We start from the raw sequence: 20,680 nt of genomic DNA, 5'->3' as shown, positions 1-20,680 counted from the left end.
CTCCCTTGACGTTTGTTGATGGGCGTCGCGGGACCGCTTCGCCTCGCTGAGGAAGGCGGCTGACGCCGCAGGGTCCGGAGGACGCGCGCAGGCGCGGCCCTGGAGTCCGTGAAGCCCGGAGCGGCGCCGGAGAGACGCGACGAGGAGTCGCATCCGCCGGAGACCGCCGCCCAGCACCTATGCGTCCGGCGCGCGGAAGGCAAGCCCCTGAAGGCGCCTTCAGCGCGCCGCGCGTCTTTGTGACGACAGGCCGCCTCAGCGGCCCATGGGCGACGACAGCCGCCTCAGCGGCCCATGGCCTTGAGCACCGCCTCGCCCAGATGGGCGGGGCTGTCGGCGATGGAGAAGCCCGCCGAGCGCATGGCTTCGATCTTGTCCTCGGCGCCGCCCTTGCCGCCCGAGATGATCGCGCCCGCATGGCCCATGCGGCGGCCCGGAGGCGCCGTGCGGCCCGCGATGAAGCCCGCGATGGGCTTGCGGTTCTTCTGGGCCTTGTAGAATTCGGCGGCGTCCTCTTCGGCCGATCCGCCGATCTCGCCGATCATGATGATCGATTCGGTCTCGGGATCGTTGAGGAAGAGCTCCAGCACCTCGATGAACTCGGTGCCCTTGATCGGGTCGCCGCCGATGCCGACGCAGGTCGACTGGCCGAGGCCCGCCGCGGTGGTCTGGGCGACCGCCTCGTAGGTCAGGGTGCCCGAGCGCGAGACCACGCCCACCTTGCCCCGACGATGGATGTGGCCCGGCATGATGCCGATCTTGCAGGCGCCGGGCGTGATCACGCCGGGGCAGTTGGGCCCGATCAGACGCGACTTCGAGCCGCTCAGCGCGCGCTTGACCTTCATCATGTCGAGGACCGGAATGCCCTCGGTGATGGTGACGATCAGCGGCACCTCGGCGGAGATGGCTTCGAGGATCGCGTCGGCGGCGAAGGGAGGCGGAACGTAGATCACGGTGGCGTCGGCGCCGGTGGCCTCGCGGGCCTGGGCGACGGTGTCGAAGATCGGCAGGCCCAGATGCTGGCCGCCGCCCTTGCCGGGGGTCACGCCGCCGACCATCTTCGTGCCGTAGGCGATCGCCTGCTCGGAGTGGAAGGTGCCCTGGGCGCCGGTGAAGCCCTGACAGATCACCTTGGTGTCTTTGTCGACAAGAACGGCCATGCCGATCTCTCCTTGATGGAATTTCCCGAACCGCGCGGCGCTCTCCGCTTCAGCGGGGCGTCGTCGCGCGGCGTCCGATCATGGAAGCTTGCGGAGGGCTTCAGGCCTTGCGGGCCTTGACCGCCGCCACGATCTTCTCGGCGGCGTCGGCGAGGTTGTCGCCCGAGACGATCGGCAGGCCGGAATTCGCGAGGATCTCCTTGCCCAGCTCGACGTTGGTGCCCTCGAGGCGCACCACCAGCGGCACGTTGAGATTCACCGCCTTGGCCGCCGCGATCACGCCGTTGGCGATGATGTCGCAGCGCATGATCCCGCCGAAGATGTTGACGAGGATGCCCTTCACGTTCGGATCGGACAGGATGATCTTGAAGGCTTCGGTCACCTTCTCTTCGGTGGCGCCGCCGCCCACGTCGAGGAAGTTGGCGGGCTCGGAACCGTAGAGCTTGATGATGTCCATGGTCGCCATGGCGAGGCCCGCGCCGTTGACCATGCAGCCGATCTCGCCGTCGAGGGCGATGTAGTTCAGGTCATACTTGGAGGCGGCCAGCTCCTTGGGATCTTCTTCGGTCTCGTCGCGCAGCTCGGCCAGCTCGGGGTGGCGATAGAGCGCGTTGGAGTCGAAGCTCACCTTGGCGTCGAGGCACTTGAGGTTGTCGTCGCCGTCGATGATCAGCGGATTGATCTCCAGCATCGCCACGTCCTTCTCGATGAAGAACTTGTAGAGCGTGTTGATCAGCTTGACGCACTGCTTCTGCTGCGCGCCGTTCAGGCCCAGGGCGAAGGCGATCTCGCGGCCGTGATGGGCCTGGATCCCCGCCGCCGGATCGACGGTGATGGTCTTGATCTTCTCGGGGGTGTTGTGAGCCACCTCCTCGATGTCCATGCCGCCCTCGGTCGAGGCGATGAAGGCCACGCGCGAGGTCGCGCGGTCGACCAGCAGCGAGAGATAGAGCTCGCGCTTGATGTCCGAACCGGCCTCGACGTAGATGCGGTTGACCTGCTTGCCCGCCGGACCGGTCTGGATGGTCACGAGGGTCGAGCCGAGCATCTGCTTGACGTTCTCCTCGACCTCGTCCACCGACTTCGCGAGGCGGACGCCGCCCTTAGCGTCGGCGGGAGCGCCGAGGAACTTGCCCTTGCCGCGGCCGCCCGCGTGGATCTGGGACTTCACCACCCAGAGCGGGCCGCCCAGCGACTGCGCGGCCACGCGCGCCTCTTCGGGCCGGAGCACCGGGCGCCCCTCGGAGACCGGCGCCCCATACTGGCGCAGCAGCGCCTTGGCCTGATATTCATGAATGTTCATATCGCATGTCCCTGCTCGCCGCCTTGAAGCGGCCTGCGTCGCGGATGGCTCCGGCGCGGAGGGAGGCGGTCGGACGAGGGCGCCGAAAGCGCCCTCTCCTTAACCCAGGCCTCGCTGCGCCGCAACCCGGAGGGGCGGCCTCAGACGAGGCTCGGCTCGATGCCCTTGCAGGCGGCCACGAGGCCCTTCACGGCGTCGGCCGACTTGTTGAAGGCGGCCTGCTCTTCGGCGCTCAGCTCGATCTCGACGATGCGCTCCACGCCGCCCGCGCCGATCACCACCGGCACGCCGACGTAGAGATCCGGCTGACCGTACTGGCCGGTCAGATGGGCCGCGCAGGGCAGCACGCGCTTCTTGTCCTTGAGGTAGCTCTCGGCCATCAGCACGCCCGAGGCCGCCGGCGCGTAATAGGCCGAGCCGGTCTTGAGCAGGCCGACGATCTCGGCGCCGCCGTCGCGGGTGCGCTGGATGATGCCGTCGAGCTTCTCCTGGGTGGTCCAGCCCATCTTGACCAGATCCGGCAGCGGGATGCCCGCGACCGTGGAGTAACGGGCCAGCGGCACCATGGTGTCGCCGTGGCCGCCCAGCACGAAGGCCGTGACGTCCTCGACCGAGACGTCGAACTCCTCGGCGAGGAAGTGGCGGAAGCGCGCCGAATCCAGCACGCCCGCCATGCCGACCACCTTGTTCGCGGGCAGGCCCGAGAACTGGCGCAACGCCCAGACCATGGCGTCGAGCGGATTGGTGATGCAGATCACGAAGGCGTTCGGGGCGTGGGCCTTGACGCCCTCGCCGACGGCCTTCATCACCTTGAGGTTGATGCCCAGAAGGTCGTCGCGGCTCATGCCCGGCTTGCGCGGCACGCCCGCCGTGACGATGCAGACGTCCGCGCCCGCGATGTCGGCGTAGGAGTTCGCGCCCTTCAGGCGGGCGTCGAAGCCCTCCACGGGGGCGGACTGGGCGATGTCGAGCGCCTTGCCCTGAGGCGTGCCCTCGGCGATGTCGAAGAGGACGACGTCCCCGAGCTCCTTCAGACCGATGAGATGGGCAAGCGTTCCGCCGATCATTCCGGCCCCGATCAGCGCGATTTTCGCTCTCGCCATGACGCACTCACTCCGATGCTGTTTCTTCGCAGTGGCTCGGTGAATAGCGCGAAAGAATGTGTCCCGCAAGGCGCGACACGCGAAAGAAGCGAAGTCCTGTGAAGTCGGAAAAATCGCCGGGGGTTGTCAAATCAGACTTTCGGCCAGATCCGCCAGACGCTTCGCCGCCTCCGGACGACCAAGCCCCCGCGCCGCCTTCGCCATGGCCTCCGGACGGCCCGGATCGGCGAGCAGATCCGCCAGAATCCGCGCCAGGGATTCGGGCGTCAGATCCTTCTGCGGCGCATGGATCGCGGCGCCCGCCTCCGAGAAGGCGCGGGCGTTGAAGCTCTGGTGGTCCGACATGGCTTCGGGCAGGGGAATCAGGATCGAAGGACGCCCGATGGCCGCCAGCTCCGCCAGAGAGGAGGCGCCCGCCCGCGCGATCACGAGATGGGATTCCGCGATGCGTCGGGGCATGTCGGCGAAGAAGGGCGCGGCCTCGGGAGCCACGCCAGCCCGCGCGAAGGCCTCCAGAGCCGCCCCATGGTCGGATTCGGGAATCTGCTGGGTCACGCGCAGGCGTCCGCGCAGCTCCTCCGGCAGAAGCGCCAGAGCCGCCGGAATCAGGCTGCCGAAGATCCGCGCGCCTTGGGAGCCCCCGAAGACCAGAAGCCGCGCCGGTCCGCCCGGACGCGGCGCCGCATAGGGCGTCCCGGCGTAGGCCAGAGCCCCCGCCCGCAGGGGATTCCCCACCAGTTCGGTCCGCGCGCCCCTCGGCGCGGGCGCCGCGAGGGGCGTCCCCAGAGCCACGAGATTCGCCCTTCCGGCGAAGAGCCTGTTCACCCGCCCGAGAATCGCGTTCTGCTCATGGAGCAGTCGGGGAACCCCCGTCAGGAGGGCGCCGCCGATGGTCGGCAGCGAGGGATAGCCGCCGAAGCCCGCCGCCAGAGCCGGCTTCTCGGCCTTCATCCAGCGCGCCGCCTCGCGGACGCCCGCGACGATCTCGAAGGGGACGCGCGCCCTGGCCGCGAGCCCGCCGCGCGCGAAGGTCGCCGCGCGCAATTCGCGGCGCTCGACCTCCGGAGGGAAGCCTCCGGCGTAGCGCAGGCCGCGTTCGTCCGAAGCCAGAGCCACCCGCCAGCCGCGCCCGAGCATCTCCTCGGCGAAGGCCTGGGCGGGGAACATGTGTCCGCCCGTGCCGCCCGCCGCGACGACCAGAAGCCGCCCCTTCCCTGTCCCGCTCATCTTTCGAGTCCCTCGTCCCAGGGGTCGCGGAGGGGCTCGGGCTCCGGATCGGGCTTGCGCGTCAGGGCGAGCAGAAGGCCCATGGTCAGCCCCGAGGCCAGCATGGAGCTGCCGCCATAGGAGACGAAAGGCAGCGTCATGCCCTTGGTCGGCAGCAGATGCACCGCCACCCCGACGTGAATCGCCGCCTGGAAGCCGATCAGACAGGCCAGGCCGCCTCCCGTCACCCGCACGAAGGGATCCTTCGAGGCCGCCGCCCGCGCCAGAGACTTCAGCGTGATGAAGGCGAAGAGCAGGATGATCGCCAGAGTCAGCATGAGGCCGTATTCCTCCGCCGCCACCGCGATGATGAAATCCGAATGGGCGTCGGGCAGAGCCAGCTTGCGCACCCCCTCGCCCGGACCCATGCCCCAGACCCCGCCCTGCCGGATGGCGGCCAGCGTCATCTCCATCTGGAAGCTCAGCTCGCCGTCGGAATGCAGGAAGCGGTCGATGCGCCCCCGGAAATGCGAGGAGCTGGCGTAGGCGCTCAGCGCCACCACCGCCACCGCCATGGCCCCCGAAGCGGCCCAGATCACGCTCGCGCCGGTGAGGAAGAACATCGCCGACCAGGCCGAGAGGCTCAGGGCCGTCTGTCCCCAGTCGGGCTGGCTGGCCAGCAGGCCGCAGGAGAGCACCAGCAGACCCACCGCCGCAGGCATGCCCGGAGGCGCCCCCGGCTCGGGCCTGACGGTCATCATCCAGCCGCAAGCGACGATCAGGCCCGGCTTGAGGAACTCCGAAGGCTGGACGCTCACCCCCGCCAGAGAGAACCAGCGCACCGCGCCGCCGCGCTCGATGCCCATGAAGGGCAGCAGGATCAGCATGAGGATGGCCGCGAGGAAGATCATCACCCCCACCCGCCGGGCGTCGCGCAGACTCAGCACCGAACAGAAGACGATGGCCGCCAGAGCCGGAACCGCATAGATCGCCTGACGGGTCACGTAATAGAACGGATCCACCCCATGACGCGCCGCCAGAGTCGGGCCCGCCGACATCGACAGCACGAAGCCCACGCCGATCAGGATCAGCGCCGCCACGAAGCTCCAGTGATCCACCCGCGACCAGCGGTCCTGAAGGCGCTCCAGGGTCCAGCCGGAGCGCGAATCGAGTTCCTCCGCCTCGCGGAAATCCTGCAGGGTCGTGGTCATGGGGCGCCTCCGCCCCGAGCTTCCGCGGCCTCGCGCAGGCCCTCGACGATCTTGCGGAAGGCCGCGCCGCGCGCTTCGTAATCCTTGAACTGGTCGAAGCTCGCGCAGGCCGGAGAGAGCAGGACCGTTTCGCCGGGCTGCGCCTCGGCGCGGGCGCGCCGGAGCGCCTCCTCCAGCGTCCTGACGATCTCGTGCGGATGCGCGCCGAGGGTCGCGGCGAAGTCCTGCGCCGCCTCTCCGATGAGGTAGCTCTTCGCGATCTTTCCGAACAGCGGCTTCAGAGGCTCGATTCCTCCGGCTTTGGGCACGCCTCCGGCGATCCAGCGGATCCTGTCGTAGGTCAGCAGCGCCTTTTCGGCGGCGTCGGCGTTGGTGGCCTTGGAATCGTTGACCCAGGCCACGCCGTCGATCTGCGCGACCAGCTCCATGCGGTGCGGCAGGCCGGGATAGCTCGCCAGATGCGGCGCGATCCGCTCGGGCTCGAAGCCGAGCAGACGGCAGATCCCCCAGGCCGCCGCGAGATTCTGGCCGTTGTGGCGTCCGCGCAGGGTCGGGAGAGTCGAGACGTCGAGGCGGAAGAGCTCGGCGCCCTCGCGCCATTCGACGAGGTCGCCGCCGTCGAGGAAGGCCGACCAGCCCGTGTTCGTCTTCAGCGCCTTGCGCGAAGAGATCTCCAGCACCGGGGCGGAGCTTTCCGCCTCATAGCGGATCTGGTTGGCGATCAGACGGCCTTCGGGCTCGTCCACGCCGATCACCGCGCTGAGGGGGCGTCCGAATTCGAAGAGGCGGCGCTTGGCCGCCACATAGCCGCCCATCCCGCCGTGACGGTCCAGATGATCCGGCGAGATGTTGAGCCAGACGCCCAGATCCGCGTCGAGCCGCCGCGCGGAATCGAGCTGATAGGACGAGATCTCCATCACCACGAAGCCTTCGGGCGGCGGGACGTCGAAATCGAGCACGCCGCGCCCGATGTTCCCGCCGAGCTGGGTCGGGGCGCCCATGGCCGTGAGCAGATGCGCCGTCAGGGCGCTGGTCGTGGACTTGCCGTTGGATCCGGTGATCAGGATGAACTTCGGGCCCGGAGTCGGGTCGTAAAGGCCCATCTCGGCGGCGCGGGCGGCCTGATCCTCGGCTTCGGGGCCGTAATCCCCCGCGAGGCGCCAGGCCTCCGCCTCCTCGAAGAAGAGGCCGAAGTCGTTGTCGAGCAGCGCCCCCGCCTCCAGAGCCGCCTCCACCGCCGGATGGGTCTCCGGCCAGTGATGCGGGACGCCGGGGCTCAGGATCAGCCGGTCCACGCCCGCCCAGGATTCGGGCTTCGTCAGATCCGTCACCGTGAAGCCTTCGGCCGCCGCCGTCGCGCGGGCGGCCTCCGAATCGTCCCAGCAGAGCGCCTCGCCGCCGCCCGCCCGGATCGCCCGGGCCGAGACGAGTCCGGAGCGACCCAGACCCAGAACGCCGTATCTGCGGCCCGCCGCCGCCGTGACGGGAATCATCGACTCACCTCAGCTTGAGGGTCGCCAGGCCCAGAAGGGCCAGAACGCCCGAAATGATCCAGAAGCGGATCACGATGGTCGGCTCCTTCCACCCCTTCTGTTCGAAATGGTGATGGATCGGCGCCATGCGGAAGACCCGTTTGCCCGTGAGCTTGAAGCTCGCCACCTGGATGATGACCGACAGGGTCTCCACCACGAAGAGCCCGCCGACGATCAGGAGCACGATCTCGTGCTTGGTGGCCACCGCCGCCGCGCCGAGGCCTCCGCCCAGAGACAGAGACCCCGTATCGCCCATGAAGACCATCGCAGGCGGCGCGTTATACCACAGGAATCCGAGCCCCGCCCCCGCCAGAGCCGCGAAGAAGACGGTCAGTTCGCCCACCCCCGGCACGTAATGCACCTGAAGATAGTTCGAGAAGACCGCATGGCCCACGAAATAGGCGATGGCGGCGTAGGCGCTGCCCGCGATCATCACCGGCACGATGGCCAGGCCGTCGAGCCCGTCGGTGAAGTTCACGGCGTTGGCCGTCCCGACGATCACGCAGATCGCGAAGGGAATGAAGAACCAGCCCAGATTGATCAGCACGTCCTTGAAGACCGGCACCGCCAGACGCCAGCGCAGGGGCTCGGGCTCCAGCCAGACCGCCCAGAGCGCCGCGATCAGCGCGATGGCGAAGCCCGCTCCCAGACGCACCCGGCCCGAAGCCCCCTTCGGATTGCGCTTGCTGACCTTCAGGAAGTCGTCCCAGAAGCCGATGGCGCCGAAGCCGAGCGTCACGAAGAGCACCAGCCAGACATAGGGTTGCGCAAGATTCGCCCAGAGCAGCGTCGAGATGGTCAGGGCGCCGAGGATCATCACGCCGCCCATGGTGGGCGTGCCCGCCTTGGTCAGATGGGTCTGGGGCCCGTCCTGACGGATGGGCTGTCCGCGCCCCTGCTTGAGCCTCAGCCAGTCGATGAGCGGTCGCCCGAAGATCCAGCAGAGGACAAGCGCCGTCAGCAAGGCCGCTCCGGCGCGGAAGGTGGCGTAGCGCGCCACGTTCAGCGGGCCGTCGGTGAAGCCGCTCAACAGGTGGTAGATCATTCGGTCGTCCGCTCCTCGCGCCCGGCTTCTGGCGGGATCCTTCCGGGATCCGGCGCAGGCTCCGGCTTCGTGTTGTGATCGGGCCGTCTCGGGCCGCCGCTCAGGGGGTCGTGAGGCTGAGCGCCAGAAGCGCGTTCACCACGGGCCCCATGCGGCTGCCCTTGGAGCCCTTGACCATGGCCGCGTCGCCGGCCCGGACCGCCGCCCTCCCCTCGGCCAGAGCCGAGGCCAGAGCCGTCGAATCGGCGAACCAGCCGCCCTGGCGCTCCGGGGGAAGCGCCTCGTGCAGATTCCGCATCAGGGGGCCCGCCGTATAGACGAGATCCGCCGAATCCGCAGCTTCTTTCGCCAGCGCGGCGTGCAGATCGGGCCCGGCGGGGCCCAGCTCCAGCATGTCGCCGAAAAAGGCCAGACGGCGCCCTCCCGGCCCGAGAGCCGCCGAGGATAAAACATCCAGAGCCGCCCGCGCCGAAGCCGGATTGGCGTTGTAGCTTTCGTCGATCAGCGCGAAGGCGCCGCCGCTTCTCAGGAAGATCCGGACGCGCGCGCCGCGCCCCGCGCCGGGGCTCCAGCGCGCCAGAGCCGCCGCCGCCTTGCCCGGATCGGCGCCCGCCAGAGCCGCCGCCGCGATCGCCGCCAGGGAGTTCATCGCCTGATGCCGACCCGGAGACCCCACGCGCCAGCTCAGGCGCAGACCCTGGATCTCGGCCTCGGCCTCGACGTGGTCCGGACCGGAGCGGAAGGAGATCAGCCGCGCCTCGGCGGCGCGGTGCGTCCCGAAGCCCACCACCCGCGCCCCCGCCGCCCGGGCCCGCTCGGCGAGCAGGTCGAACCAGGGATTGTCGCGGTTGAGGATCGCGGCGCCTCCGGGCTCCAGGCCCTCGAAGATCTCGGCCTTGGCCTCGGCGATGAACCGGACCTCGCCGAAATGCTCCAGATGGGCGGCCTCCACCGTGGTGACCACCGCCAGATGCGGGCGGATCAACCGCGAGATGGGGCCGAGCTCGCCCGCATGGTTCATGCCCGCCTCATAGACGCCCCAGCGCGTTCCGGCGGGCGTGCGCGCCAGCGTGATCGGCGCGCCCCAATGGTTGTTGAAGGATTTCTCCGAGGCGTGGGTGGCTCCCTGAGCCGAGAAGATCGCCGCGAGGGCGTCCTTGACGCTGGTCTTGCCCACCGAGCCCGTGACGGCCAGAGCGGTCAGGTCCTTCGCCCGCGCCCGGCCCGCGCGGCCCAGGGCGTCGAGGGCGGCCATGACGTCGGGGACCAGCAGCAGCGGCGCGCCTTCGGGAAGGCCGTCGGGAATCCGCGAGGCCAGAGCCCCCGAAGCCCCCGCCCTCAGCGCCGCCCCGACGAAGGCGTGGCCGTCGCGGGCCTCGCCCGCCAGAGCGAGGAAGAGGTCGCCGGATTTCAGCTCGCGGGTGTCGTTGACGATCCCGCCGACCGGGCGCCAGCGCCCGAGCAGGGCCCCGCACGTCGCGGCGGCCAGGGCTTCGGGAGTCCAGAGCGGTTGTTTCACGGGGGTCATGCGTCTCCTCCGGTCAGATCCGCCACGGCGCGGCGGACCTCTTCGGCGTCGTCGAAGGGATGGGTCACGCCCCGGATCGTCTGACCCGGCTCGTGGCCCTTGCCCGCCACCAGCAGGGAGTCGCCCGGCCCGAGCCCCGCCACGCCCGCGCGGATGGCCTCGCGCCGGTCGCCGATCTCGCGGGCCTGCGGAGCCGCCGCCAGGATCGCCGCGCGGATGGCCGCGGGCTCCTCGGAGCGCGGATTGTCGTCGGTCACGATCACGACCTCGGCGCCCGCCGCCGCCGCCGCGCCCATCAGCGGACGCTTGCCGCGGTCGCGGTCGCCGCCCGCGCCGAAGACCACATGGATCCGGCCCGCCGCATGGGGCCGCAGGGCCGCCAGAGCCGCCGCGAGGGCGTCGGGCTTGTGGGCGTAGTCGACGTGGATCTGCGCGCCGTTGGGCAGGGCCGCCACGGGCTCCATGCGGCCGCGCACGCCCTTCAGCTCCTCGATCCGGGCGAAGACGGCCTCCGCCTCCTCTCCGGTCCCGATGGCGAGGGCGGCGGCGGTCAGGGCGTTGCGCGCCTGGAAGCCCCCGACCAGCCCGAGGAAGGCCCCATGCTCGCGGCCCTCGTGACGGAAGCGCAGACGCAGGCCCGCCGCCTCCGGAGAGGCCTCCAGGATCCGGATTCCCATGTCCGCCTCTGCGGCGAAGCCCACCGGCAGCAGCCGCAGACCCCGCGCCCGCGCGATGCGGGCGGCGATCTCGTAGGTCGGGTCGTCGGCGTTGAGGACGGCGGGCGCCTCCAGCGGCAGAAGCTCGGCGAAGAGCCGCAGCTTGGCCGCGAGGTAATGCTCCGTCGTGGGGTGATAATCCATGTGGTCGCGCGCGAGGTTGGTCAGGGCGCCCCCCGCCAGACGCGCCCCGTCGAGGCGCCGCTGGTCCAGGCCATGCGACGAGGCCTCGAAGGCGAAGCGCTCGGCGCCCGCCGCCGCGAAGCGCGCGAGGATCTCGTGCAGGCTCTCGGGATCGGGCGTGGTGAGCCCGCCCGCTTCGGCCAGTTCGGGCGGCAGATTGGCCACCGCCGTCCCCACCGTGCCGAGCGCCGCCGCCTTGCGTCCGAGGCCGCCCCAGATCTGGCGCAGGAACTCCACCGTCGAGCTCTTGCCGCTGGTGCCGGTCACCGCCGCCAGAACCGGAGGCTGCGCCGCGCCATGGGTCAGGGCCGCCAGGATCGCCGCCGCCCGACGCGGATCCGCCGCCACGAAGAGCGGAAGCGGCGGCTCGCCTCGCCCAAACGCTTTGGCCGCGCCCTCCAGAGAGGCCGCCGCCGCGACGGCGCCTTGCGCCCTGGCCTCGTCGAGCAGGTCGATTCCATCGCGCGCCGCGCCCTTCAGCGCCACGAAGACCGCGCCGGGCTTCAGACGCCGCGTGTCGGCGCTGGCGCCCAGGAAGGGAGCCTCGGGCGCCGCGCCGAGCGGAAGGGCCGCGCCCGCCTGAAGCAGGGCCTCGGCGAGGGAAAGGGGTCGGGAGGTCATGCCGCGCTCCTCAAGGCCGGTATTTCAGGCCGCCGAAGCGCGCCCCGACGATCTGTTCGGCCTTCCATTCGCCCGCGACGTCGGGCGCCAGCCCGAGCAGCGGCGCGATGCGTTCGATCACGTCCTTCATGGCCGGAGCGGCGGTGCGGCCCGCCGTCGGCGAGAGGTTGCGCTCCTTGCCCTCGATGACCTTCGGATCGTCGAGGCTGACGATGGCGACGTATTTCGGATCATGGGCCGGGAAGATGGTCAGGAAGTTGGCGATGCGCTCGCGCTGGCTGTAGCCGCCCTTGATCGCCTTGAGCGCGGTGCCGGTCTTGCCGCCCATCTCGTAGCCCTTGACCTCGGCGTTGCGCCCGGTGGTGTACTGCACCACCAGACGCATCAGCCCGCGCGCCGCCACCGAGACCTCTGGGTCCACCACGCGCTCGCAGGGCGGCGGAGCCTCCAGACGCACGAGGGTCGCCCGCACGCGGCATCCGCCGTTGACCAGCGTCGCCGCCGCCGCCACCACATGCAGCGGCGAGACCGAGATCCCGTGGCCGTAACCCACCGTGATCAGCTCCAGAGGCCCCCAGTTGCGGGGAGTCTGGGGCATGGCGAGGCTGGCGGTCGGATATTGCAGCGGCACGCGCTCGTAGAACCCGAGCTTGCGCAGGAACTCCGACATGTGCTCGTGGCCGATCATCGTCGCCAGACGCCCGAGCGCGAGGTTGGAGCTGAACATCACCCCCTCGGTGAGCGTCACCATGCGGTTGGGGCCGCGATAATCGGTGATGCGGTGCCCCGCCCGGTAGATCGGGTTGCGCGCGTCGAGGATGGTCGAGAGATCCACCATGCCGCTCTCCAGAGCGGCGGCGGCGGTGAAGATCTTGAACACCGATCCCATCTCGTAGGAGCCCTGGGCCGCGCGGTCGAAGAGCGGATCCAGCGCGCTGTCCTCGTTGGGCTTCAGCGCGAGGGGCGAAGGACGGTGGTTCGGATCGAAATCGGGGATGGAGGCCATGGCGATGATCTCGCCGGTGCGGGCGTCCATGATGACTCCCGCCGCGCCATAGGCCGCGAAGCGCGCCCGCGCCTCGCGCAGGGCCGATTCGAGCCCCGCCTGAACCCGCACGTCGATGGAGAGGGGAATGGGCTTGTCCACCTGGGCGGGGTCGCGGATATAGGCGTCGAGCCCCAGCTCCACGCCGCCCACGCCGCGCTGTTCGGCGTTCACGCCCCCGAGGACATGCGCCGCCAGGCGGCCTTCCGGATAGAAGCGCGTCAGGCGTCCGGCGCCGTAGATCCCCGGCAGGCCCATGTCGTGGATCTGCTGGAGCTGCGCGGGCGTGGCCGAGCGCATGATGGTGATCGTGCCGCGCGGCGCCTGGGTCAGGCGCTGCTGGAGCGCCACCGGATCGGTCCGGGCCACCTCGGCGAGGCGCGTGGCGGTCTCCGCCGGATCGAGGATGCGGGCGCGGTCGGCGTAGATGTCGTAGATCGGCAGCGAGGTCGCGAGGATGCGGCCCGAGCGGTCCTGAAGATCGGCCCGCAGACGCGGCAGCAGCTCGTCGCGCGCCGCCGCCTGAGCCAGAACGCTCGACCCGCCCCCCGCCGAGCCGGTCGCCGCCGGAGAGGCCTGAGCCGTTCCGTCCTCGGGCCAGGCGACCATCGCCATGCGTCCGCCCAGAAGCAGGAAGCCGCCCACGAAGGCGCCCATCAGCAGGACGGAGCGGCTCGGCCCCCGACGGGGCTTGCGCCGCGGCGCGGGCGGCCCGGCGAGCGGAGGCCGGAAATCCGGATCCGGCGCGCCGAAGGGATTCTCCTCGAAGAGGCGGTTCATGGCAGAGGCTCCCAAATCTCGATCCGGGGCGGCGGCGCCTGATCGGGCGCGAAGACAGGCTGCGGGGCGCTCATCGCGGCCGGGAGGGGCGTCGGCGCGGCTCCGTTATACGGCGCGGGCGGGGCGAATCCGGCGGGCGCTGACGGATAGGCGACGGGCGACCCTCCCGGCGCGGGAACGATCACGGCCCCCGGCGGCAGCGCGTAGCCCGTGGGCGAAGGCGGCGCCGAGGCCGGAGCAGGCGCATAGGCGGGCGCATAGACGGCGGGCGTCGGCGAGAAGCCCGCGCCGGGCGGCGGCGCATATCCCTGCGGCGCGGCCTGAGGCTGTCCTCCGGCCATGGGCGGCTGGAAGGCGAAGGGCGCCGCCTGAGGCGCCGTTCCGGCCACGGGGCCGCTGCGCGTCGGGGGGGGCAGGGCCTGGCTCTCCACGAGGGCGGCGGCGTAGGGGTCGAGCGCGCCTTCGGCCCAGCCCTCGCCCACGCCCTCGCCGACGAACTCGGGCTCGGTCACGACCTCTTCGTAATCGGGGAAGGCGGGCTCGGCGGGCGGAGCCTCGGCGGCGGAGACGGGCGCCTCGGGATTCAGGGCGCCCATGATCGCGGCGTCCAGATCCGAAAGGTCCAGAGGCGCCGGAGCCCGCGAGATCAGGCGTCCGCCGGGAATGGGAATCTCGTCCAGATGCGCGAAGGCGTCCGGACGGCGCGGCTTCAGCTCCATCTCCTCGCCGTAGACCGCCGCCAGACGCAACAGCCGCTCGGGGCGGTTGAGATAGGCCCATTCGGCGTTGAGCGTCGCCACGGCGGCCCGGCGCTGCTTGACCTCGGCGGTCATGGCCCCGACGCGCTTTTCAAGCTCGCGGGTCTCGATCTTCACCCGGTGGGCGTAGCTCGCCGCCAGCATCAGCGCCAGAGCCGTCAGAAGGGTCAGGGCCCGCCTCATGCGCGCCTCCCGCCCGAAGCCTTGCGGGCGCGCGCAGAGCCCTCCGCCGTGAGGATCGGCAAGGCCCCCTCGCGCGGATCGTGAGGCCGCGCCGGCGCCGAAGTCCGGCGCGCCGCCCGCAGCTTGGCCGAACGCGCCCGCGGATTGCGCGCGGTCTCCTCCTCCGAAGCGACGACCGGTTTGCGGCTCAGAAGCTCGAAGCCCGGCGCGTCCTCCTCGGCGCCCAGAGCCGCAGGCGTATGGCGCGAGGGCCGCGCCGCGCCCTCGGCCCGCAGTTGGAGGAAGCGCTTGACCATCCGGTCCTCCAGAGAATGAAAGGTCACGACGGCCAGGACTCCGCCCGGCGCAAGGACGCGCTCGGCGGCGGAGAGCGCCCGCGCCAGTTCGCCGAGTTCGTCGTTGACGTGGATGCGCAGGGCCTGGAAGCAGCGCGTCGCGGGGTGGGGCTCGTAGGGTTTGGGGCGCGGCTGGGCGGCGGCCAGGATCCCGGCCAGACGCAGGGTGGTCAGGATCGGGGCCTCGGCCCGCGCCTTGACCACCGCCCGCGCGATGCCCCGCGACCGGCGCTCCTCGCCGTAATGATAGAAGATGTCGGCCAGCTCCTCTTCGGAGGCCTCGGCCACCACGTCGGCGGCGGAGGGGCCTTCGGCGCTCATGCGCATGTCCAGCGGCCCGTCGCGCATGAAGGAGAAGCCGCGCTCCGCCTGGTCGATCTGCATGGAGGAGACGCCGATGTCGAGGGCGATCCCGTCGAGCGGCGCGAAGCCTTCCTCCACGGCGATGGCGTCGAGATCCCCGAAGCGCCCTCCGGCCAGGACCAGCCGCCCTCCGTAAAGCGGCGCCCAGAGCCTTCCGGCCTCCAGGGCCGAGGGGTCGCGGTCGACGCCCAGGACGCGGCAATCCGCCGCCTCCAGCAGGGCGCGGGCGTAGCCTCCGGCGCCGAAGGTGCCGTCCAGCAGACGGGCGCCCTCGCGGGGGGCGAGCGCGGCCAGAACCTCCGCCAGCAACACCGGATCATGGCGCAGCCGGGCGGCTTCAAGCGCCTCTCGCGCCCCGGGGGCTTCGGGGGCGGCCTCCGGATCGTCGCGGTTCGAGGAAGTCATGGAGGCTCAATCTCCTTCGGACGAGCGGACCAGACGCGGCCCCGGCGGACGCCCCAGCAGATGCGCGCTGGCGCGGGCCAGACGGCGGGAATCGGCGCGCCTTTCTTCGTAAACGGCCGGATTCCATATCTGGAAGTATCCGCCAAGTCCTGCGAAAAGCGCCTCGTCCTTAAGGAGAGCCAACGCTATGAACTCTTCGGGCAGAGCCACGCGGCCTTCGGGATCGAAGGGCGCCACGCGCATGTCGGCGAGCAGCACGCTGGCGAGGGCGAAATATTCGTCGCCGTGAGGATCGAGCCTGGCGAGCTGGTCGTGGAAGCCCTCGATGCGGGACATCGGGCCGCCCTCCACGCAAGGATCGTCGCGCAGCGAAGGCGAGAGCGCCAGCCCCTGGGAGATCTCGACGCCCAAGGCGGCTCTGAAAGGCGCCGGTATGGAGACGCGGCCCTTCTTGTCGATCTTGTGCAGACTTCTGGAGAGAAACAGCGCCATGTCTGCTCCCGTCCGTCGCCCGCGCGGCTTGCGCCGCGCACGCCCCCGCCCTGCGCCTTCAGGAGCCGGAAGCCCTCTGCCGCCTTGCGGAGCCCTGATGCGGCTCCCTGCGGCGGCGGCGAATTCCGCGAAACCCCGAAGGGAGTTCGGGAACGACCTCTAAAGCGCTTGGATCCAGACCCGGTTCCAGCGCTTTGAGAGGAGTCGAAGAGCGTCGCGCGGGCGTTTAGTTCGAAACCTGCCTCAATCCGACTTTTTTAAGCTCTGCGCGGCGCTCTTCGTCTTAACCAACGGACTAGCATGGGCTCGGCATGGGTGTCAATGTGATGGGCATGGGAAAATATGGGACCATTCCTCAAAGGTTAAAGAACAAAAAAACAACCGTCCTGTTTTCAGCCGGAAAACGCTCTTCGAAAATTGAAGAATTCCCCCCTTTGATCAGGCGCCGACCCGGATTCCGGCGTCAGGGACATGCGAATATTCGAAGAACAATCAAGACGGATACGGAACATTTTCCGAATCGCCGCGCTTCACCCTATCCGAAAGGCGCAGAAATCCGGTCTCCGGCCGGGAGGCCGGGCGCCGAGGCTGGGAGAGAGGGATCGAAAGGCCTGTAAGCCGGGTTCTGTGCCCGCGACCGAAATCGCGGCGACGGCCATTCCTCTGGGGCGCCGATCGCTCGACGCCTCGCGCGGTCCACCCGGGCGGATGGGCTGAGGACCAGCCCTCGCGCGCAGACCCGAAGGCCCCGCGCCGTCCGCCCCTATTCGACCTTGCTTCCGGCGGGGCTTGCCATGCCCCCGACGTCGCCGCCGGGGCGGTGGGCTCTTACCCCACCGTTTCACCCTTGCCCCGATGAATCGGGGCGGTCTCGTTCTCTGTGGCGCTTTCCCTGAACTCGCCCCTCCTTGCGGAGGGCCTCGCCCGCCGGAGGTTATCCGGCGCCGCATCCTCATGAAGCCCGGACTTTCCTCGATCCGCGAGCAAGCCGCGGAGCGCGGCCGTCCAGCCTTCCGATCCGCCTTCCGTCCTAAGCCCCGCGCGCCGGTCGGTCAAGACGCGGCCTCAGGCGGAGGGCCAGCGGAAGGCCAGTTCCTGCAGAATCGCGAGATCCCGGGCGTCGGCGGGCGATTCGAGGGCCTCGCAGGGGAACTGCGGACGGAACCGCAGCCTCAGAGCGCGGAGAATCTCCGGAATCGGGGTCTGCGGCCCATGCCCGCCCGGATCCGGGGGAGTTCTCCCATTCCGGCCCAGGTCCTCCCCGACTTCGTAACCGAAACGGGCCGCGAAAGGCAGGATCGCCCCCGGATCGGACAGGATCTCGCCTTCTCCGCGCGGTTCGGCGGCCTCGGGCCAGATCGAGAGCCCATGACGCGCCAGGCCGCGCCAGTCGAATCGGGGGCCGGGATCCTGCTTGCGGCGCGGCGCGACGTCGGAATGGGCCAGCACGCGCTCCGGAGCGATCGACCAGCGCGCGAAGATCTCCCTCAGCAGCCCTTCGAGAGCGCGCATCTGGGGCGCGGGAAAAGGCGCATGGCCGTTGCCGTGGCCCGGATTGGCCAGCTCGATCCCGATGGAGCGGCTGTTCATGTCGCGCTCGCCGCCCCAGAAGCTCAGACCCGCATGCCAGGCGCGCTCCGTCTCGGAGACGAGGCTCCAGATCCGCCCGTCCTCGGCGACGAGATGATGCGCCGAGACCTCCGCCGCCGGATCGCAGAGCCGCGCAAGGGCGCCTTCGGGACAGAGCATGTCGGTGTAATGGAGAATCACGCAATCCGGCGCGGAGACCCCCCGCCGGGGGCCGTGGTTGGGCGAAGCCTGCGCCAGGCGGATCATGATCCGGGCTTCTCGCGCGCCGCGAAGGACGCCCGAGCCTCCGGCGAGGCCTCGCGCTGATGCAGCTTGCGCCAGTCCTCGTAGGGCATGCCGTAGACTTCGGCGCGGGCCTCGTCCTTCGTCATGGGGATTCCGCGCCCGGCGGCCGCCTCCTGACGCCAGTTCGCGAGGCAGTTGCGGCAGAAGCCCGCCAGATTCATCATCTCGATGTTCTGGACCTCCGGATGGGCCGCCAGATGGGCCAGCAGCCGCCGGAAGGCCGCCGCGTCGAGATCGCGGCGCAGATCGTCGTCTTCACTCATGGCCGGGGGGCCTCCCGAAGCGGTTCACCAGATCGTCGAGCGTCTCCAGCAGATCGAGACGCGCCGTCCCGCCCGAAAGGGGCTTGGTCTTGTCGGGCGCGAGGATCCGCGTGAAGCCGAGCTTCTCGGCCTCCTTGATGCGGGCGTCGGCCTGAGGCGCGGGGCGCAGGGCGCCCGAGAGGCTGACCTCGCCGAAGAAGGCGGCCTCGGCGGGCGTGGACTTGTCGCGCCAGCTCGACAGCAGCGCCGCCGCGATGGCCAGATCCGCCGCAGGCTCGGTGACGCGCAGGCCGCCCGAAACCGCGACGTAAATGTCCTGCGCCCCGAAGGAGACGCCGCAACGGGCCTCCAGAACCGCCAGGATCATCGCCAGACGCGCCGAATCGCAGCCCACCGCCGCGCGCCTCGGCGTTCCCAAGGAGGAAGGCGCCACCAGAGCCTGAATCTCGACCAGAACCGGCCGCGTGCCCTCGATTCCTGCGAAGACCGCCGCCCCCGGCGCGCGCTTCTCGCGGTCGCCGAGGAAGAGCGCCGAAGGATTGCGCACCTCCGAGAGCCCCGCCCCGGTCATCTCGAAGACGCCGATCTCGTCGGCGGGGCCGAAGCGGTTCTTCACCGCCCGCAGGATCCGGAACTGATGGCCGCGCTCGCCTTCGAAATAGAGCACGGTGTCCACCATATGCTCGACCACGCGGGGTCCGGCGATCTGGCCTTCCTTGGTGACGTGGCCGACCAGCAGCAAGGCGACTTCGCGGCGTTTGGCGAAGCTGACCAGCTCATGGACCGCCGCCCGCAGCTGCGCCACCGAGCCCGGCGCGCTCTCGACGTGATCCGCCCAGAGGGTCTGGATCGAGTCGATGGCCGCCACGGCGGGCTTTTCGGCGTCCAGAGTGGTGAGGATGTCGCGGAGATTGGTCTCGGTGGCGAGCATCAGCGGGGACTCGGAGACTCCGAGCCGCGCCGCCCTCATGCGGATCTGGGCGGCGGCCTCTTCGCCCGAGACGTAGATGGTCTTCGCCCCGTTGCGCGCCCAACCGGCCATCGCCTGGAGCATGAGCGTGGACTTGCCGATGCCCGGATCTCCGCCGAGCAGCACCGCCGAGCCCTGAGCCAGACCTCCGCCCAGGGCGCGGTCGAACTCCCCCACCCCGCTGGAGAGCCGGGGCGGCGCCGCCTCCTCGCCCGCCAGAGGCATGAGCGCGGCCTTGCGGCCCTTCTTCGCGCCGAGCGACTTGCCCTCAGGCCCGGCGACCGAAAGCCCCGCCTCCTCGACGATGGTGTTCCAGCCGCCGCAGGCGTCGCAACGCCCCGCCCAACGCGGCGTGACCGCGCCGCAGTTCTGACAGACATAGCGCGCGGAGGCTTTGGCCATTCACTTCAACCAGACCATCAGCCGCGGCGCGATCAGCAGGAACATGGCCGCTCCGAGGCCGAGGATCAGCAGCCAGTCGAAGACCGTGACCGTCTGGGCGAATTCCGGATCGCCCTCGGACTTGCGCCGCACCGCCGAGCCATGCGCCCCCGCCAGCACCGCCACCGCCGCCAGAGCCGCCAGAATCACCGCGACGTTGGCGCCGAAGCTCGCCCCGATCGGCGCCAGAGCCAGAAGCGCCCCCGCTCCGAAGATCCCCCGGAAGGCGACCGACCGCGCCGCGCCCGTGCGGCCCTCGGCCAGACGCAGCACGTTGAGCCCGAGGCTCGCCGCCGCCGTGGCGAGCATCACCGCCAGCCCCGTCGCCGCCAGCCACAGCGACCCGTATCCGGACAGAGCCTCCAGCAATCCGCCGATCGCTTCCCTCATCTCACCGCCTCGATGGGGCCTTCCGCGCGGCCCGCCAGAAATTGACGCAAACAGGGATTCGGGTCCGTATCCGCCTCGGCGACCGGGCCCTGCCAGATGATCTTCCCCTGATGCAGCATGGCGACCTTGTCCGCCACCGTCCGCAGGGTGCTGAGGTCATGGGTGATGGTCACCGCCGTGGCGCCGCTTTCGGTCACGATCTCACGGATCAGGTGATTGATCACGCCCGACATGATCGGGTCAAGACCCGCCGTCGGCTCATCCACGAAGAGAATCTCCGGATCGGCCATCATCGCCCGCGCGAGCGCCGCCCGTTTCTGCATGCCGCCCGACAGCTCGGCGGGGTAACGCTCCGCCGCATCCGGCCCGAGCCCCACCCGGCGCAGCTTCTCGACGGCCGCCTCCTTCGCCTCGGCGAGGGCCCTGCGCCCCGCGCCCCGCAGCTTGCGGAAGGCCACGTTCTCCCAGACCCTCAGGCTGTCGAAGAGCGCCCCGCCCTGGAACAGCACGCCCATGCGGTTCATCAGCGGAAAGCGCGCCGCCTCCGAGAGATGGTCCACGCGCTGGCCGTCGATGAGGATCTCGCCGCCGTCGGGCTTGAGCAGCCCGAGCGCCGTCTTGAGCAGAACCGACTTGCCCGTGCCCGAACCGCCGATCACCACGCAGGATTCGCCGCGCGCCACCTGGAGGTCGATCCCCCGCAGCACGTGATTCGATCCGAAGCGCTTGTCCGTCCTGCGCCACTCGATCATGGGAGAGTTCGGGGCCGCTT

Annotated in this window: 18 protein-coding genes and 1 other RNA gene; all 19 read right to left on the bottom strand. The window is 70.3% G+C overall.

Annotated features, from left to right (window positions below; all coding sequences use genetic code 11):
• Positions 1 to 284: 284 nt before the first annotated feature.
• The 19 genes from sucD to PHN62_RS10165 all read right to left on the bottom strand — a co-directional run bounded on the left by sucD (position 285) and on the right by PHN62_RS10165 (position 20,660).
• Complete coding sequence (gene sucD / locus PHN62_RS10255; protein WP_300149973.1) at positions 285 to 1,160, bottom strand: succinate--CoA ligase subunit alpha; 876 nt, start codon at positions 1,158 to 1,160, stop codon at positions 285 to 287.
• A gap of 100 nt (positions 1,161 to 1,260) precedes the next feature.
• Positions 1,261 to 2,463, bottom strand: a complete 1,203-nt coding sequence (gene sucC / locus PHN62_RS10250; protein WP_300149971.1) for an ADP-forming succinate--CoA ligase subunit beta — start codon at positions 2,461 to 2,463, stop codon at positions 1,261 to 1,263.
• A 140-nt stretch (positions 2,464 to 2,603) separates the two neighbouring features.
• The gene (gene mdh, locus PHN62_RS10245; RefSeq protein ID WP_300149969.1) at positions 2,604 to 3,566 is read right to left on the bottom strand and encodes a malate dehydrogenase; all 963 of its coding nucleotides are present in this window, start codon (positions 3,564 to 3,566) and stop codon (positions 2,604 to 2,606) included.
• A gap of 126 nt (positions 3,567 to 3,692) precedes the next feature.
• Positions 3,693 to 4,793: a UDP-N-acetylglucosamine--N-acetylmuramyl-(pentapeptide) pyrophosphoryl-undecaprenol N-acetylglucosamine transferase gene (locus PHN62_RS10240; protein WP_300149967.1), complete on the bottom strand. Its 1,101-nt coding sequence runs from the start codon at positions 4,791 to 4,793 to the stop codon at positions 3,693 to 3,695.
• Positions 4,790 to 5,983, bottom strand: a complete 1,194-nt coding sequence (locus PHN62_RS10235) for a putative peptidoglycan glycosyltransferase FtsW (protein ID WP_300149965.1) — start codon at positions 5,981 to 5,983, stop codon at positions 4,790 to 4,792. The genes PHN62_RS10240 and PHN62_RS10235 overlap by 4 nt, the downstream gene beginning before the upstream one ends.
• Positions 5,980 to 7,476, bottom strand: a complete 1,497-nt coding sequence (murD, locus tag PHN62_RS10230; protein ID WP_300149963.1) for a UDP-N-acetylmuramoyl-L-alanine--D-glutamate ligase — start codon at positions 7,474 to 7,476, stop codon at positions 5,980 to 5,982. Before murD ends, PHN62_RS10235 begins: the two co-directional genes overlap by 4 nt.
• Positions 7,477 to 7,480: 4 nt before the next feature.
• The gene (gene mraY, locus PHN62_RS10225) at positions 7,481 to 8,560 is read right to left on the bottom strand and encodes a phospho-N-acetylmuramoyl-pentapeptide-transferase (RefSeq protein ID WP_300149960.1); all 1,080 of its coding nucleotides are present in this window, start codon (positions 8,558 to 8,560) and stop codon (positions 7,481 to 7,483) included.
• Between the two features lie 100 nt (positions 8,561 to 8,660).
• Positions 8,661 to 10,088: a UDP-N-acetylmuramoylalanyl-D-glutamyl-2,6-diaminopimelate--D-alanyl-D-alanine ligase gene (locus PHN62_RS10220; protein WP_300149958.1), complete on the bottom strand. Its 1,428-nt coding sequence runs from the start codon at positions 10,086 to 10,088 to the stop codon at positions 8,661 to 8,663.
• Complete coding sequence (locus tag PHN62_RS10215; RefSeq protein WP_300149955.1) at positions 10,085 to 11,608, bottom strand: UDP-N-acetylmuramoyl-L-alanyl-D-glutamate--2,6-diaminopimelate ligase; 1,524 nt, start codon at positions 11,606 to 11,608, stop codon at positions 10,085 to 10,087. The genes PHN62_RS10220 and PHN62_RS10215 overlap by 4 nt, the downstream gene beginning before the upstream one ends.
• 10 nt (positions 11,609 to 11,618) lie before the next feature.
• On the bottom strand, positions 11,619 to 13,433 hold the full coding sequence (locus PHN62_RS10210) for a penicillin-binding protein 2 (protein ID WP_300149952.1): 1,815 nt from the start codon (positions 13,431 to 13,433) through the stop codon (positions 11,619 to 11,621).
• Positions 13,430 to 14,374 (bottom strand): hypothetical protein, encoded by a 945-nt coding sequence (locus PHN62_RS10205; RefSeq protein ID WP_300149949.1) that lies wholly within the window; start codon positions 14,372 to 14,374, stop codon positions 13,430 to 13,432. The genes PHN62_RS10210 and PHN62_RS10205 overlap by 4 nt, the downstream gene beginning before the upstream one ends.
• A complete protein-coding gene (gene rsmH / locus PHN62_RS10200; RefSeq protein WP_300149946.1) occupies positions 14,371 to 15,477 on the bottom strand; it encodes a 16S rRNA (cytosine(1402)-N(4))-methyltransferase RsmH in 1,107 nt (368 codons plus the stop codon). The genes PHN62_RS10205 and rsmH overlap by 4 nt, the downstream gene beginning before the upstream one ends.
• 6 nt (positions 15,478 to 15,483) lie before the next feature.
• The gene (locus PHN62_RS10195) at positions 15,484 to 15,969 is read right to left on the bottom strand and encodes a hypothetical protein (protein WP_300149943.1); all 486 of its coding nucleotides are present in this window, start codon (positions 15,967 to 15,969) and stop codon (positions 15,484 to 15,486) included.
• Positions 15,970 to 16,567: 598 nt separating this feature from the next.
• Positions 16,568 to 16,986: RNase P RNA component class A (gene rnpB / locus PHN62_RS10190), an RNA gene on the bottom strand.
• A gap of 48 nt (positions 16,987 to 17,034) precedes the next feature.
• The gene (locus tag PHN62_RS10185; RefSeq protein WP_300149941.1) at positions 17,035 to 17,805 is read right to left on the bottom strand and encodes an N-acetylmuramoyl-L-alanine amidase; all 771 of its coding nucleotides are present in this window, start codon (positions 17,803 to 17,805) and stop codon (positions 17,035 to 17,037) included.
• Positions 17,802 to 18,107, bottom strand: a complete 306-nt coding sequence (locus tag PHN62_RS10180; protein ID WP_300149938.1) for a DUF1244 domain-containing protein — start codon at positions 18,105 to 18,107, stop codon at positions 17,802 to 17,804. The genes PHN62_RS10185 and PHN62_RS10180 overlap by 4 nt, the downstream gene beginning before the upstream one ends.
• Entirely contained in the window at positions 18,100 to 19,479 is a 1,380-nt protein-coding gene (radA, locus tag PHN62_RS10175) for a DNA repair protein RadA (RefSeq protein ID WP_300149936.1), read from the bottom strand. The genes PHN62_RS10180 and radA overlap by 8 nt, the downstream gene beginning before the upstream one ends.
• Positions 19,480 to 19,908 carry a hypothetical protein gene (locus PHN62_RS10170; protein ID WP_300149933.1) on the bottom strand — a complete coding sequence of 143 codons (429 nt, stop codon included), beginning with the start codon at positions 19,906 to 19,908 and terminating at the stop codon, positions 19,480 to 19,482.
• Positions 19,905 to 20,660, bottom strand: coding sequence for an ABC transporter ATP-binding protein (locus PHN62_RS10165; protein WP_300150006.1), 756 nt, complete (start codon positions 20,658 to 20,660; stop codon positions 19,905 to 19,907). Before PHN62_RS10165 ends, PHN62_RS10170 begins: the two co-directional genes overlap by 4 nt.
• Between the last annotated feature and the right edge of the window lie 20 nt (positions 20,661 to 20,680).

The organism is Neomegalonema sp. (genome assembly GCF_028688855.1).
GTDB lineage: Bacteria > Pseudomonadota > Alphaproteobacteria > Rhodobacterales > Rhodobacteraceae > Neomegalonema.
Note: the sequence above shows the minus strand (reverse complement) of the source record. Positions and strands in the feature narration are given on the sequence as shown.

Excerpts from the sequence above, each read along its gene's own strand:
- sucD (WP_300149973.1), bottom strand. The coding sequence starts at position 1,160 with ATGGCCGTTCTTGTCGACAAAGACACCAAGGTGATCTGTCAGGGCTTC.
- PHN62_RS10215 (WP_300149955.1), bottom strand. The coding sequence starts at position 11,608 with ATGACCTCCCGACCCCTTTCCCTCGCCGAGGCCCTGCTTCAGGCGGGC.
- mraY (WP_300149960.1), bottom strand. The coding sequence starts at position 8,560 with ATGATCTACCACCTGTTGAGCGGCTTCACCGACGGCCCGCTGAACGTG.
- PHN62_RS10205 (WP_300149949.1), bottom strand. The coding sequence starts at position 14,374 with ATGAGGCGGGCCCTGACCCTTCTGACGGCTCTGGCGCTGATGCTGGCG.
- radA (WP_300149936.1), bottom strand. The coding sequence starts at position 19,479 with ATGGCCAAAGCCTCCGCGCGCTATGTCTGTCAGAACTGCGGCGCGGTC.
- PHN62_RS10180 (WP_300149938.1), bottom strand. The coding sequence starts at position 18,107 with ATGAGTGAAGACGACGATCTGCGCCGCGATCTCGACGCGGCGGCCTTC.
- mdh (WP_300149969.1), bottom strand. The coding sequence starts at position 3,566 with ATGGCGAGAGCGAAAATCGCGCTGATCGGGGCCGGAATGATCGGCGGA.
- PHN62_RS10170 (WP_300149933.1), bottom strand. The coding sequence starts at position 19,908 with ATGAGGGAAGCGATCGGCGGATTGCTGGAGGCTCTGTCCGGATACGGG.
- sucC (WP_300149971.1), bottom strand. The coding sequence starts at position 2,463 with ATGAACATTCATGAATATCAGGCCAAGGCGCTGCTGCGCCAGTATGGG.
- murD (WP_300149963.1), bottom strand. The coding sequence starts at position 7,476 with ATGATTCCCGTCACGGCGGCGGCGGGCCGCAGATACGGCGTTCTGGGT.
- PHN62_RS10235 (WP_300149965.1), bottom strand. The coding sequence starts at position 5,983 with ATGACCACGACCCTGCAGGATTTCCGCGAGGCGGAGGAACTCGATTCG.
- rsmH (WP_300149946.1), bottom strand. The coding sequence starts at position 15,477 with ATGACTTCCTCGAACCGCGACGATCCGGAGGCCGCCCCCGAAGCCCCC.
- PHN62_RS10185 (WP_300149941.1), bottom strand. The coding sequence starts at position 17,805 with ATGATCCGCCTGGCGCAGGCTTCGCCCAACCACGGCCCCCGGCGGGGG.
- PHN62_RS10210 (WP_300149952.1), bottom strand. The coding sequence starts at position 13,433 with ATGAACCGCCTCTTCGAGGAGAATCCCTTCGGCGCGCCGGATCCGGAT.
- PHN62_RS10220 (WP_300149958.1), bottom strand. The coding sequence starts at position 10,088 with ATGACCCCCGTGAAACAACCGCTCTGGACTCCCGAAGCCCTGGCCGCC.
- PHN62_RS10240 (WP_300149967.1), bottom strand. The coding sequence starts at position 4,793 with ATGAGCGGGACAGGGAAGGGGCGGCTTCTGGTCGTCGCGGCGGGCGGC.
- PHN62_RS10195 (WP_300149943.1), bottom strand. The coding sequence starts at position 15,969 with ATGGCGCTGTTTCTCTCCAGAAGTCTGCACAAGATCGACAAGAAGGGC.
- PHN62_RS10165 (WP_300150006.1), bottom strand. The coding sequence starts at position 20,660 with ATGATCGAGTGGCGCAGGACGGACAAGCGCTTCGGATCGAATCACGTG.